This is a genomic window from Flavobacterium limnosediminis JC2902 (assembly GCF_000498535.1).
Classification (GTDB): domain Bacteria; phylum Bacteroidota; class Bacteroidia; order Flavobacteriales; family Flavobacteriaceae; genus Flavobacterium; species Flavobacterium limnosediminis.
The window spans coordinates 224,474-238,076 of the sequence record NZ_AVGG01000003.1; the positions used below are offsets into that span (position 1 = coordinate 224,474).

Consider the following 13,603-nt stretch of genomic DNA (forward strand, 5'->3'; position numbering starts at 1 on the left):
GATATTTTTAACATATGAGTAAATTTTATTTGTTAAAACTGTTAAATAATTATAAATTCGAAATGCTTTTAACTTTTTCTCTAAAATTAAAGGGTTCATTTTTACGAGAAAATCAAAAAACAACAATTAGAACCCACCCATATCAGTATGAAAACAGCATTAAAAAAAACAATTTTATTTTGCATTCTATCAGTTGGGATTTTAGGGTGCAGCAAGGATGACAGCAGCGACAGCAGTACAACTAACGATTTTGTAACCGATGCGGCATCATTAATGAGTAAAATGACAATTTCGGGCGCGACCATAAAAAATGGCGAGATACCCGTACCCGACGGTGTACACACAGACAACATCGAGAGTATGCCAAGCACCGTTATTGTTACCTCAAACAGTTTATTTGCAATGCCGATAACAACAAATATTACAGACGGCAGAATACCCCGAATGATTTTCATTAAACTAGACGGTTCAGACAAATACTATCAAATAAATCTTGACAGTAACGGCGACCCGATACCTACGAACCGTACCTCACCAACCCGACACGATATTAGCTGCAGTGGTGCCCCCAACATACGATTACAAGCACAACCAGCGGGAGGAACCACACCTTATATAAACGACGCTCAAGTATATACTTATGCACCACCGGTACAAGCCGATCCGCAGGATTTGTCTTTCCTGTCTGATCCGAGATATTGGAGTGCCCCACGACCAATACGCTTCAGAGTATTAGATGTCGGAACCGGGGATGTTCAGATTTCCATGACATGGGACACTCAGTCTGACGTGGATTTATGGCTGATTGAGCCGGATGGCAATAAAATTTACTATGCCGATAAAACTTCAAGTTCCGGAGGTGAATTGGATTTTGACAATACAGTCGAATATGGCCCGGAAAACATTTTCTTTAATACCACAGCACCATCGGGTACTTATACGGTAAAAGTCAATTATTTTTCCGGAGCACCCACAACTACACACTATAATGTGGTGGTTAAAAACGGCTCCACTATAACCAACTACGAAGGTACGCTGACGGTAGACGACCAGACAGATACCGTGACTACGTTTACAAAATAACACCCCTTGTGCTGTAGGCATTTCACAGCAAACACTTCTTCGAAGATCGGACTCAAAAGGCTCACTCGATTAGTGTAGATTTCCATTATCAAATACCATCCAAGACAAAAGGATGCCCAAAACCAAAAACAAACATCTTTTTGTCTATTACCCTAAAGGGAGGAACCTCATAACCAAAGAGATTCCTCCCTTTTTTTTGTGAATGACAGACTTCCTTGATGTTATCAGACCTGACAGGTTTTTAAAGCCTGTCAGGTCTGCATTGAGGATCAAAAATTTACAGATTCAACCGTAGATTTACCTTATCCACTTATTATTCTTTTACTATAACAAGCCAAAGTTTTAGCTCTTCTTGCCAAAATTTTAGCTCTACTTACCAAAGTTTTGATACTTCCCATCAAAATTTTGACACTTCCTATCAAAGTTTTAGCTCTACTTACCAAAGTTTTAGCTCTTCCTGCCAAAGTTTTTATACATCTTATAAAAATTTTCATACACCAATTTAATTTTATAAGAAATTATCTATATGTTTGGGTTTTATAACGAATTATATACCTATGCCAATAGACAATCTGGGAAAAACCCATTTTACCGCAGCTGAGATAACAGTTATCAACAAAAACCTTGAACAGATTCGGATTACTCTGAACCGGATAGCACTTAACCTGACCGCTGACGAACGCCGTCAATATGCCAAAGTGCACGAAAAGAACAAATTACTGATCAACAAAGTGAAAGACTATCACGATACCCAGCCACAACTCCAATCCCCGGAAATCGACTGGGCCGAATTTGAAATGGACTACGCGGACCGCAGAGAAGTGGCAGGCATGCTGGCCAAAGTACGCGAACTCGAAAACCAGCTGCTAGGCATAAAAATCCTTCGCGATTTCGATAATTACACCGATGCCTTACGCGATTATAACTATGCCAAATACAAGAACGCTTTTTCATCACAAAACGGTTATGCCGGCAAGGTGGACGCACTCAAAGCATTCTTTCCCAACACCGGAAAAACAAAAATGAAATAACTTCGGAAAGCAACCGACACCCTATAAACCACAACTAACGACTAACGACTAATGACTTAAAATTAGTATTTTAGCATTTTAACCTGCTATGAATCACCACGACCACAACCCTTTAAAGATTTTAAAGGAAACCATCTTACCCGGGGAAAGCAAGACCATCAACATGGAAATTGCAAAGCTGCACACCATGACCAAACTGAAGATTCCGATTATCGTGGAACGCTCCAAATTTCAGGGTCCGACAGTATTATTTTCGGCCGGACTGCATGGTGATGAAATCAACGGAACCGAAATCGTGCGGCAGCTTATCGTTAAAAAAATCAACAAACCAAAAACCGGCACCATCATCTGTATTCCGATTATCAATGTGTTCGGATTTGTGAATCAGACACGAGAATTTCCCGACGGACGTGATCTGAACCGGGTATTTCCGGGAAGCAAAAAAGGCTCTTTGGCCAGTCGTTTCGCCTATTACATGTTGACTGAGATTATTCCTCATGTCGATTATGCCATCGACTTCCACGCCGGTGGAGCAGCCCGTTTCAATGCGGCACAGATTCGAATCGCACCCAACAATCCGGAACTGCGTGATCTGGCTTCGGTATTCAATGCGCCATTTACCTTATACTCCAACAACATTACCGGTTCCTTCCGTAATTCCTGCGACAAACTCGGCGTAAAAATGCTTTTGTTTGAAGGCGGAAAATCCATCGACATCAACGAAGACATTACCCAGCAGGGTTTTGAAGGCGCGAAACGCGTTTTGGATCATTTGGGAATGCTCAACAACAGCAGAAAATCCATTCCGGCGGTGGCAGACAGTATTTATATCGAAAAATCCACCTGGATCCGGGCGAAATATTCCGGCATGTTTCACGGGTACACCACTATTGGCAGCCATGTGGAAAAAGGACAACTGCTGGCTACCATTTCCGATCCGTACGGTAAAATCGAACACAAGATGAAAGCTCCGAATTCGGGGTACATTATCAACGTAAACGAAGCGCCGATAGTGTATCAGGGGGATGCCATTTACCATATTTCGACGGAATTGGAAAAACAAACCACAGCAGACTGAAAGCCCACAACTTCACCATTCTGTCATCTGCCACAAATTAGACAAATTGATTTGTGAAGATCTGTGTAATTTGTGACTAACTTTTTAGAACCTGTAACCACCAAAGCGCTTCATAAAAACCTAAATGCAAAATACTACACTGAGTAAAGAGCAATACACTAAAGCGCATAGTTTTAACTATTTTTGAGACCCATAAAAAACCTAACAATTATCATATTTTATAGGTTTGAAAGCGCATAGCTTTGTACGAAACAATTTCTTATGATTACCTGGAAGCAACTTTCGCAAACCGAACAGCAACAACGCATTGAAAAGGCCATAAAAGAGAACGTAAATTTTGCCCGCGACATCTCTTTGGGTTATCCCGGCTCCAAACTAGACGATCAGGTTTTTAACAGCGATGTGCCTTTTTTAAAAGATGCGCCGTTACTGCAAACCTATGTTGCCAATCCCAACCATATCGGGTGCCACACTGTTGGTTCTTCCGAAAGTGCTTTCAGCGGTACCCAGGAAATGGAACGCGAGGTACTGAAGGTTTTGGCAGTGGATGTTTTTAAAGCCGAAGCGGATGCCTTTGACGGTTATATCGCTCCGGGCGGAACGGAAGCCAACATTCAGGCGATATGGATGTACCGCAATCATTTTATGAAGGAATACGATGCTAAGCTGGACGAGATAGCCATTATTGCATCGGAAGACACTCATTACTCGATTCCCAAAGCAGCCAATTTACTGATGCTGGACCGGTATTTAGTTCCGGTGGATTTTGAAACCCGAAGATTGGATAAAACCGCATTGGAAAACCTGATTACTTCGGCGAAAGCCAACGGCAAAAAATACTTCATCGTGATTTCGAACATGGGTACGACAATGTTTGGCTCGATTGACGACCCGGATGCGTACATCAAAATCCTGGAAAAACACCAACTGGTTTATAAACTCCACATTGATGCGGCGTATGGTGGTTTTGTTTATCCCTTCAGCAACAAGGCTTCGGTCATCAATTTTGAAAATCCCAAAATCAGTTCGATTACCATAGATGCCCACAAGATGTTACAGGCTCCTTATGGAACAGGGGTTTTCATCTGCAGAAAAGACCTAATTGAAAACGTGCTCACCAAAGAAGCCGAATACGTGGAAGGCATGGACTTAACCCTATGCGGAAGCCGTAGCGGCGCCAATGCCGTAGCGGTCTGGATGATCCTGTTCACCTACGGGCCCTTAGGATGGAGTGAAAAAATACAAATACTGCAACAGCGCACCGACTGGTTGTGCGACGAGCTGGATACTTTAGGTATTCACTATTTCAGGGATCCGTACATGAATATTGTGACCATTCAGGCGCAGTATATCCCGCAAGGACTGGAAAAGAAATACGATTTGGTTCCGCAAAAACACGACGGATCGAACCAATGGTATAAAATTGTGATAATGGATCACGTGGAAGCGGATCATTTGAGTACTTTTATATCCGACTTGAAAAGTACCCGACATGCTGAAAAAAGAACTGCGACTGAAGTATAAAAACCTGCGAAAAGAACTCCCTTTTGAAGAAATTCAGGACATGAGCCTGGCCATTGCCAACAATTGTCTTGCCTTACCGGTTTGGGACAAAACTTATTTTCATTTGTTTTTGCCCATTGAAGAACAACGGGAAGTCAACACCGAATATCTTTTACAGATTCTTTCGGGAAGGGATAAGGAAATCATCATCTCTAAATCGGAGTTCGGTTCGATCAATGAAGAAACCGGCTGGCAGACCCGAAAAATGACGCATTTTCTCCTTACGGATAATACCAAAATCCAAAAAAACGAATACAACATTCCGGAACCTGTTGACGGTATCGAGGTGCCGTCCAATAAAATTGATGTGGTGTTTGTACCGCTTTTGGCTTATGATAAAAAAGGACATCGCGCAGGTTACGGAAAAGGATTTTATGACGGGTTTTTATCCGAATGTAAAGAAGATGTGATTAAAATAGGCCTGTCCTTCTTTGATCCGGAAGAAGCTATTGCCGATGTTCGTGAGAATGATATTCCGCTGAATTTTTGCGTAACCCCTTATGGCATTTTTGAATTCCGATAGTATTGTCTACTTTTGCGCAAAAGAACCCCAAACTTAAAAAAATGCTACCCAAAAAAATCATTTACAGCTTGTTACTGGCAGGAATGGCCTTTAGTCTGACCAATTGTACAGTATCACACCATCATCACCACCACCACAAAACAAAAAAAGTACCTCCCGGACATGCTAAAAAAATGTCGGGCGATAAAAGCGCTAAAAAGCATGCGCACGGACATAATAAATAAGAAAAGAGGCCGTCTGTAAATTACTTTTCAGACGGCCTCCTTATTTTACTATATTTTAAAACTCACTACAGGTTGGCGTGAATTTCCTTTGACAGCTTTTCAAACTCTTCCTGTGTAAGGCTCACTTTATGCTTAAACGTCATTTCACCCATTTCGTTTAATGGAATCAGATGCACGTGAACATGCGGCACTTCCAATCCGATCACGGAAACCCCAACACGCTTACAAGGAACCGTTTTCTCCAAAGCTATGGCCACTTTGCGGGAGAACTTCATTAAAGCTAAATAATGATCTTCTTCCATATCGAAAATCTTGTTGATTTCCTGTTTCGGAACACAAAGCGTATGTCCTTTCGCATTCGGATTTACATCCAGAAAAGCTATGAAATTATCATCCTCAGCTACTTTGTAGCACGGGATTTCTCCGTTGATGATTTTTGTAAAAATTGACGCCATTTCTTAAAAATTTAGAAGTCAGAATTTAGAATTTAGAAACTAAAAATCTGCAATTTAGAATTACCCGGAATTAATCGCGGCTGATTTCTAAGATTTCGAATTTAAGTACTCCGTTAGGCACGTTGATTTCGGCGATTTCGCCAACCGATTTTCCTAACAAGCCCTTTCCGATTGGTGAAGTTACAGAGATTTTACCGGTTTTCAGATCGGCTTCACTTTCAGCTACAAGAGTGTATTTCAGTTCCATTCCGTTGGTCTGGTTTTTAATCTTAACCGTGGAAAGTACCAATACTTTTGAAACATCCAATTGTGATTCGTCTATCAGTCGTGCGTTGGAAACCACCTCTTCCATTTTGGAAATTTTCATCTCCAACAAGCCTTGCGCTTCTTTTGCGGCATCGTATTCTGCATTTTCAGACAAATCACCCTTATCCCTCGCTTCAGCAATGGCCTGTGATGCTTTTGGTCGTTCTATGCTTTTAAGATGATCTAATTCATCTCTTAATTTTTTTAATCCTTCTGCGGTGTAATAAGATACTGTACTCATAACTTCATCGTTTATATAAATAGAAAAAATCCCATCGGAACGGGATTTCTTTCCACAAAGATATTGTTTTTACTTTATTTCAATTTTTATTGCTGCATTACTGCATTTGTCAAAGTTAATTAATTTAATTTTGTTTGTCAATTGTTTTCCAAATTATTTAAAATGAAACATCGCTTTTTCCTTATACTGGCCACTATAGTATTTATCAGTTGCAACAAAGACGACGGCCCGAATAACAATAACCCTTACCTGCCCAATTATCCGGTGAACCTGCAAATTAACATGAGCCTTCCCGCTTACAGCAGTCTTCAGTTTCCGAGCAATGCGGTTTATGTTGGCGGATACGGCGTGAGGGGCATCATCGTTTTCAATACCGGAAGTGGTTACAACGCCTTCGACGCGGCCTGTCCGAATCAGGCATTAAGCAATTGTTCCACGATGACCGTCAGCGGAATCAATGCCGTTTGCGCCTGCGACCAGAAACAATACAGCCTGTTTACCGGTTTGGCAGCCGGAGGGCAGTACCCCATGAAACAATACCGCACTACGGTTAACGGAAGTGTCATAACCATATACAATTAAAAAATCCTGACAGGAAATTCCCGTCAGGATTTAGCAACTCTATCAAATTAACTAACCATTTTAAAATTTAAGGGTCGCTCCAATCATGGCATTTATTCCTGCCTGAGGATAGTATCCGGCTCCTTCTATTGTAGTGATCGTTCCGGGATTACTGAAGTCGTCATCGTACGTATAAAAATACCCGTTGGACACATAGTCGTAATCGAAGATATTGTTCACCAGTCCGATTATAATGATGGATTTCAAAACGGATTTTGTTTTGATTTCCCAGTTAACCGAAAAATCATTCACGAAATAACCTTTCAGTTTTGACGTTTCCGAATCGATGTTCCCCATGTACTGTTCCCCCACAACTTTGGTCAATAGCGACAACTGAAGTGTTTTAACCGGAGAATACGCAATGATGTTCCCTGCAATAAAATTCGGAGAATAGGCGATGTTCGTATCCCCTAAATTTTCCAGCGCCCCATTTCTCTGAAACACAAAATCCTTATTCCTATTCACGCTCACGGTTACGTTCGGGCGGATAACTAATTGCTCAAAAATTGAAACTGCTGCATCCATCTCCAAGCCCAAACGGTAACTGTCGCCTACGTTAGATCGGATGGGAGAACCCACTTCATCCAACTGACCGGTCAGCACCAACTGGTCTTTATACTCCATATAATACGCGTTTACGTTCAATCTTGTTTTTGGAGAGACGTAACGCCATCCCAACTCAAAATCATCCAATTGTTCCGGTTTCGGTTTTCCGTTTTCATAATCAGTACGGTTGGGTTCGCGGTTAGCTCTGGCATACGAGAAATAGAAATTGTTTTTCTCATTGAGCGTAAAGGTGATTCCCGCTTTCGGATTAAAGAAATTGAAGGTATCGTCAACAAGACCGGTTTCTGGTGAATCCGCCTGATAGTTCACGTTTCTAAACTGAACATCGTAATACAAACCGAAACTTCCGTTAATCTTATAACTCGCTTTGGCAAAAACATTGGCATCCGTTTTCACCCCACGGTCATTGTAATATTTATCTCCTAACTCGCTCGTGGAAGCATAACGCGCCCAGATTACTTTACCAAAATGATCCCCGTCATATTGATTCCAGGCACTTCCTAAAATCACATCCAGATCTTCCTTTTTGTAATTGATCGAAAAGGTGGTTCCGTAAAAATCATTGTCCAGCCATTTCTGACGAATCAAATCTGTGGAAGTTTGCCCGACAACAGGTTCCATTCCATACTCTGCAAAAGCTGCATTTTCGATGTAATTTTCATAATATCCTTTCCCTTTGGTGTAATGAAAAGCAAGATTCGTACTCCAATTGGAATTCATTTGCTCGTTCCAGTGGAATTGCGCGTGATCCTGCTGATAGTTGTCGGTTTCATTATCGTAAAAACGCACATTTCCGAACTCATCGGTAAACATACCTGCCGAATTGAAAGTTCTGTCGTTCGCCAATGTTAGCGAATCTACCCCGTTCCAGGACTGATACGTTTTTTCTTTTCCGCCAAAAACCAATGCTTTAATTAAAGTGGATTTCCCAACAAATGTTCCCTGCAGAAAATAGGATTTCAAATCGGATGAAGCTCTGTCGATATAGCCGTCCGAATTAATTTTCGACAAACGTCCGGCCAATTCGAATTTACCATTCATAAGTCCGGTACTGAATTTCACGGTGTGTTTGTGTGTGTTGAAACTTCCGTAGGAATTGGAAATTTCGCCGTTACTTTTTGCTGCATAAGAATCCGTTAACATGTTCAGGCTCGCGCCGAAAGCACCGGCACCGTTTGTAGAAGTTCCCACGCCACGCTGCAACTGAAGGTTTTCCACCGAAGAAACAAAATCCGGCATGTTCACCCAATACGTCCCATGGGATTCCGAATCGTTATAGGCGATTCCGTTTATCGTAACGTTCACACGCGTCGCATCACTTCCACGTACTCGGATTCCGGTATAACCCACACCGTTTCCGGCATCGGTTGTGGTCACCACGGAAGGCATGTAATTCATCAGAACCGGAATATCCTGACCCAGATTTCGTTCGGAAAGTTCCTTTTTGCTCATGTTGGTAAAACTCACCGGCTGCTTATCCGTAGCGCGCACGGCCGAAACCAGTACTTCGTCCAGAACTTTTACTTTGGTAGTGTCCTGTTTGGTTGTTTCCTGAGAAAAAGAGGCAAGAGACAAGAGACAAGAGGCAAGAGGCAAAATCAAATTTAGAAATTGACTTTTGGCTTTTGGCTTTTGGCTTTTGAAATGGAATAAAGTTTTCATCCGTAAAGAAGTACGAATAAAAGGGGCAATTATTCTTTTAAAAAAAATTAATAACTGATTGTGTTCATGACATTGACAACATTCGCATCAAAAAATGTCATTTTTCCCTAAACGGCATTACCCGTTCCAGGTTCGTTGGGTATAATCTCAGCTCGTTATTTGGAGCACCCCTTTGAGACGGGGCAAAGATAGAGCTATAAAAAACAATAATCCAAAAGGAACTTCAAAAAATCAGAATTTCGGTTTTTTGCGGGACTGCTTTATGTCCGATTGGCTTCGTTTTTCCTTGAGTCTTTTTTCGATGACCGAACGCGGAATTTTGGTAGGTTTCCGCAGTTTCTGTACTTTTAAAGCACCCTCAATGATCAACAGAAAACGTTTGATTACGATTTCCTTGTTGCGAAGCTGACTCCGGTCTTCATCACAGTTCAGGATCAGCACCTGTTCTTTGGTCAGTTTATTATCGAGTTTGGATAAAAGAAGCTCTCTTTCTTCCTCAGAAACCGCCTGCGAGTCCTTCAGATCGAAATGCAGCACCACTTTGGAGGAAACTTTATTCACGTTCTGACCTCCGGCACCGCTGCTGCGAACCGCTTTGAACTGTAATTCCGAGATGAGTCTGTCTTTATCCACAATTATTCGTGCTGATGTGCGGGTTTGAGCAAATCGTTTACGGTTTTCACCGGATTGAAAGTCACCAGAGGCACCTCGGCAAAAATGGTAATCCAATTCGCCATCGCTCCGTTCCAGAGACCGGGAAGTTCATACGCCTTAATATCCTTTCCATTTTTGGTTTTCTGAACAATAAAGCCCGCATTGTGGTTCACAAAATCAGGCAAATTGAATTTTTCGCCTTTGTAATTTTTCAGTCCGCATACCAGATCCACGGGGTTAAAATGTGTGGCTTCCGAAAATATTTTTTTCTGACTTTTACTCTGCAGATCAATCTGAGACGATTCTACAATCTGCAAAGAAATGGTTCCGTTGTCTTCATTTACCCAAAACGGACCACCGCCGGGTTCTCCTTCGTTTTTTACCATCCCGCAAACACGGATCGGACGGTTCAATAACTGAATCAGTTCTGCTTTTTGGTTTTCAGTTGAATATTTAGAGAAATCTTTCGGCAGAACAACATTTAGTTTATCGGTTACAAAAGCTACGATCTCGATTAAATTGTCACTGTCTGTTTTTTCAAGCTTTTCAAGATGGGCAAAAATATCTTTCTGCAATTCCAATAACAGTCCGCCCAACACCTTTTTATAGAAAACAATTTCTTCAAAATGATTGAACGCCACATTATCGATATTCTTGATAAAAACGATGTCGCTTTCCAGTTGATTCAGATTTTCAATCAAAGCACCATGTCCGCCGGGACGGAAAAACAACATACCGTCATCCAATCGGAACGGCTTGTTTTCCATGTCTACAGCTAATGTATCGGTTTCCGGTTTCTGAAAAGAATAGTTCACGACAACATCAGCAGCTTCATTGCGGATAATCGTTTTAAATTCCTCCAAATGCTCCTCCGAAACCGTTAAATGAATCTGAGGTTTTCCGTTAACATCCGAATATTCTATGGCTTCCTTGAGATGCTTGTCAATCGGGGTTGTAATGTCTTTTTCCCTTCTGTGAAAAGGCAAAACCCCTTTCGGTTTATTGGAAAAATCAAACCCTTCCGAAGAAAGAACCGTGTTGATGAAATAATAATACTTTTCGTCCTGAGTAAGTTCCTCATAATCCAGATAAAGTATTTTGACTTCCTCCAATACCGCATCATAAAACGGCAACTTCTCGATACCCACCAGAAAAACGGACAATTCATTTGCTTTTTTCCGGTTGATATAGGCATTTATGGTTTCTTCACCCAACTGAAATTCGTTGATAAAATCAATCAGAAATTTAAACATTCTGCTTGCCGCACCCGAGGCTGGGACAAATTTTTCAATCGTATAGTTAGTTCGCTCCTTCTCAAAATAATCACTAAAGCCAGATGCTTCTTCATCGGAAAAAGTCAGGATCCCATCACCAACCGTTGCTGTTTTTTCAAGCGAAATTTTAGCGATTCCGTTTTCAAACATTTCGAGTTCGCGGGCTATTTTTTCTACTGAAATACCGTACTCTTCGATATAATCAAAATCGGCATCCGTAAAATTGTATTTGCTTCTTAAGCTATCTTTTGCTGTAAAATTCTTCTCCATTCCAAATAAGCCAAAATGGCTAATACTGTAAAAATTAAATACTGTAACGACAACATCCCCAATCCTCTGTAAGCATAAATTGGTGTTACAATAATATCACCGATAATCCAAAGCGTCCAGTTTTCTATCTTTTTATGGGCCATGTACCACATTCCTGTAAAAAAGATTCCTGAAGCCATTATATCAACATAATTCTCTTTTTTTATTTCATAATCAAAGAAAGTATAGATGGCGAAAACTACAATAATTGTTACTAAAAACAATATAATTCCGATTATTTTTTCTTTAAAATCCGTACGCGTTATCGGCAACTCCTTCTGATTACCTCTTTTTCTTGCCCAATTCCACCAACCGTAAATACTCATAACAGAAAAATAGAGATTTATCATCATGTCTCCTAAGTAACCGGCTAACCAAAGCAGGTACGTTGTAATTATTGTGGCAATCAATCCTGTCGGATACACCAGAATATTCTCTTTTCGGGCGTAGATCACACTCAGAATTCCGAACACGAAAGCGATGAATTCCAAAATGATTCTTGCGGGCGTTGCGTCTTTATAAGCGTCGAGAAAAAAATCAAGCATTGGAATTGAAATTAAAAAAATCAGGGTCGTTTTCAAAAGCCGTTCCGATAACCACCAGATCAGCACCGGATTCATAGGCATCCTCAATGGCTTTTCTCGAACGGATTCCGCCACCCACAATCAGGGGAATATCGATATGATTTGATACTTTCCGGATCATTTCCAGAGGAACCGCATTCTTTGCTCCGCTTCCTGCTTCAAGATACATTAATTTATTTCCGATGAATTCGCCGGCCTGTGCCGTTTGCAACACATAATCCGAATTTTCCCTGTCTAATGGATCGGTTTTGCTGACGCGCTCCACGGCGGTTTGAGTTCCGCTTTCGATTAAAACATATCCGGTTGAAATGACTTCCAGTTTGGTTTTCTTTAAAATCGGTACCGCGTTTACCTGATGTTCGATCAGATAATCCGGATTTCTTCCCGAGAGCAAGGTCAGAAACAAAATCGCATCGGCTTTCTTTGAAATCTGCGACGGATTTCCGGGAAAAAGCACAATCGGCAAACTCGTTTTATTCTTCAGAATCACAATTAGTTCATCAATACTATTAGCTTCCACAATGCTGCCGCCCACAAAAATATGAGTCGCCGGTGAAGCGTTGATTTTATCTGTCAGCACAGCAACTTCATCCAAAGCGATTTTATCGGGATCGAGCAATACCGCCAATAATTTTTGGTTCTTATTTTTTGCCGATAAAATCTGGTTGTAAAACATCTGTTTTAATCTTCCTTAATGAATGGGTAAATGTAGCTTATTTTTAAAATCCGTAAAATTATAATGGTATTTTTGTACGGAATCTTTAGCATTTTTCCTATGATACCCGAAGAATTGTTGGAATCACACAACGCCCTCCGAAAAAAATATGTAAAAGGCGACATCATTTTCCGTGAAGGTGATTTGCCGTCACAGTACTTCCAGATTATTCTGGGCGAAGTGAAAATGTGCAATTTTAATGACGACGGCAGGGAATTCACACAGGGTTTCTTTCATCCCAAGCAAAGTTTCGGCGAACCACCTTTATTCCTAAACCGTGTGTATCCCGCCAATGCAATTGCCGTTTCCGATTGCGAACTGTTTGTGTTATCCAAACCGTTATTTCTCGATCTGATACAGAAAAACACTTCGGTTTCCCTGTCCATTATTGAAAATCTGGCGCAACGACTTCATTACAAATCGGTTATGGCTGCCGAAATTTCCTCTCAGGAACCCGAACACCGTCTGTTGAAGCTCATCGATTATTCGATAAAATTCTTCAAAACAGAAAAAGAAACACAAGGCTACCGAATCGACCTGACCAGACAACAAATGGCTGATTTAACAGGGCTCCGCGTTGAAACTGTTATCCGTGCCATTAAAGCATTGGAGAAAAAAAGCGAAATTAAAATCATCAATCGTAAAGTCTACAGATAAATTTCGGATTATGATTTGAGTCATAAAGCAGAAATGAAGTGCAGCATAATTTTGTA

16 protein-coding genes are annotated in these 13,603 nt (G+C 41.0%); 8 read left to right on the forward strand and 8 right to left on the reverse strand.

From position 1 onward, the window contains the following. Positions 1–147: 147 nt before the first annotated feature. Complete coding sequence (locus tag FLJC2902T_RS15745; RefSeq protein WP_023578792.1) at positions 148–1,083, forward strand: YfaP family protein; 936 nt, start codon at positions 148–150, stop codon at positions 1,081–1,083. 302 nt (positions 1,084–1,385) lie between these two features. Here FLJC2902T_RS15745 and FLJC2902T_RS05555 read toward each other — a convergent pair whose 3' ends face one another. Continuing rightward, positions 1,386–1,577, reverse strand: coding sequence for a hypothetical protein (locus FLJC2902T_RS05555; protein ID WP_023578793.1), 192 nt, complete (start codon positions 1,575–1,577; stop codon positions 1,386–1,388). Positions 1,578–1,640: 63 nt separating this feature from the next. Between FLJC2902T_RS05555 and FLJC2902T_RS05560 the strand changes: the two genes are divergently transcribed. From FLJC2902T_RS05560 to FLJC2902T_RS05580, 5 genes are all read left to right on the forward strand, one after another. After that, positions 1,641–2,114, forward strand: coding sequence for a hypothetical protein (locus tag FLJC2902T_RS05560; protein WP_023578794.1), 474 nt, complete (start codon positions 1,641–1,643; stop codon positions 2,112–2,114). A gap of 88 nt (positions 2,115–2,202) precedes the next feature. Then, positions 2,203–3,192, forward strand: a complete 990-nt coding sequence (locus FLJC2902T_RS05565) for a succinylglutamate desuccinylase/aspartoacylase family protein (RefSeq protein WP_023578795.1) — start codon at positions 2,203–2,205, stop codon at positions 3,190–3,192. A 261-nt stretch (positions 3,193–3,453) separates the two neighbouring features. Further along, complete coding sequence (locus FLJC2902T_RS05570; RefSeq protein WP_023578796.1) at positions 3,454–4,716, forward strand: pyridoxal phosphate-dependent decarboxylase family protein; 1,263 nt, start codon at positions 3,454–3,456, stop codon at positions 4,714–4,716. Next, entirely contained in the window at positions 4,685–5,278 is a 594-nt protein-coding gene (locus FLJC2902T_RS05575) for a 5-formyltetrahydrofolate cyclo-ligase (RefSeq protein WP_035677389.1), read from the forward strand. The genes FLJC2902T_RS05570 and FLJC2902T_RS05575 overlap by 32 nt, the downstream gene beginning before the upstream one ends. Positions 5,279–5,319: 41 nt before the next feature. Beyond that, on the forward strand, positions 5,320–5,502 hold the full coding sequence (locus tag FLJC2902T_RS05580) for a hypothetical protein (protein ID WP_035677480.1): 183 nt from the start codon (positions 5,320–5,322) through the stop codon (positions 5,500–5,502). 65 nt (positions 5,503–5,567) lie between these two features. Here FLJC2902T_RS05580 and FLJC2902T_RS05585 read toward each other — a convergent pair whose 3' ends face one another. Continuing rightward, entirely contained in the window at positions 5,568–5,957 is a 390-nt protein-coding gene (locus FLJC2902T_RS05585) for an HIT family protein (RefSeq protein WP_023578799.1), read from the reverse strand. Positions 5,958–6,027: 70 nt separating this feature from the next. Continuing rightward, complete coding sequence (gene greA, locus FLJC2902T_RS05590) at positions 6,028–6,504, reverse strand: transcription elongation factor GreA (RefSeq protein WP_023578800.1); 477 nt, start codon at positions 6,502–6,504, stop codon at positions 6,028–6,030. 162 nt (positions 6,505–6,666) lie between these two features. Between greA and FLJC2902T_RS05595 the strand changes: the two genes are divergently transcribed. Then, positions 6,667–7,086 (forward strand): Rieske (2Fe-2S) protein, encoded by a 420-nt coding sequence (locus FLJC2902T_RS05595; protein ID WP_035677392.1) that lies wholly within the window; start codon positions 6,667–6,669, stop codon positions 7,084–7,086. Between the two features lie 60 nt (positions 7,087–7,146). On the opposite strand, the gene FLJC2902T_RS05600 is transcribed toward FLJC2902T_RS05595, so the two are convergent. The 5 genes from FLJC2902T_RS05600 to FLJC2902T_RS05620 all read right to left on the reverse strand — a co-directional run bounded on the left by FLJC2902T_RS05600 (position 7,147) and on the right by FLJC2902T_RS05620 (position 12,851). Next, positions 7,147–9,354 (reverse strand): TonB-dependent receptor, encoded by a 2,208-nt coding sequence (locus tag FLJC2902T_RS05600; protein ID WP_035677395.1) that lies wholly within the window; start codon positions 9,352–9,354, stop codon positions 7,147–7,149. Positions 9,355–9,585: 231 nt separating this feature from the next. After that, the gene (gene arfB, locus FLJC2902T_RS05605) at positions 9,586–9,987 is read right to left on the reverse strand and encodes an alternative ribosome rescue aminoacyl-tRNA hydrolase ArfB (RefSeq protein WP_023578803.1); all 402 of its coding nucleotides are present in this window, start codon (positions 9,985–9,987) and stop codon (positions 9,586–9,588) included. A 2-nt stretch (positions 9,988–9,989) separates the two neighbouring features. Next, positions 9,990–11,552, reverse strand: a complete 1,563-nt coding sequence (locus FLJC2902T_RS05610; RefSeq protein WP_051364255.1) for a DUF4301 family protein — start codon at positions 11,550–11,552, stop codon at positions 9,990–9,992. Next, positions 11,519–12,136: a nicotinamide riboside transporter PnuC gene (pnuC, locus tag FLJC2902T_RS05615; RefSeq protein WP_035677398.1), complete on the reverse strand. Its 618-nt coding sequence runs from the start codon at positions 12,134–12,136 to the stop codon at positions 11,519–11,521. Before pnuC ends, FLJC2902T_RS05610 begins: the two co-directional genes overlap by 34 nt. Continuing rightward, positions 12,129–12,851 carry a geranylgeranylglyceryl/heptaprenylglyceryl phosphate synthase gene (locus FLJC2902T_RS05620; protein WP_023578805.1) on the reverse strand — a complete coding sequence of 241 codons (723 nt, stop codon included), beginning with the start codon at positions 12,849–12,851 and terminating at the stop codon, positions 12,129–12,131. Before FLJC2902T_RS05620 ends, pnuC begins: the two co-directional genes overlap by 8 nt. Before the next feature lie 99 nt (positions 12,852–12,950). Here FLJC2902T_RS05620 and FLJC2902T_RS05625 point away from each other — a divergent pair, with 99 nt between their 5' ends. Next, entirely contained in the window at positions 12,951–13,547 is a 597-nt protein-coding gene (locus FLJC2902T_RS05625; RefSeq protein ID WP_023578806.1) for a Crp/Fnr family transcriptional regulator, read from the forward strand. Positions 13,548–13,603 lie beyond the last annotated feature (56 nt).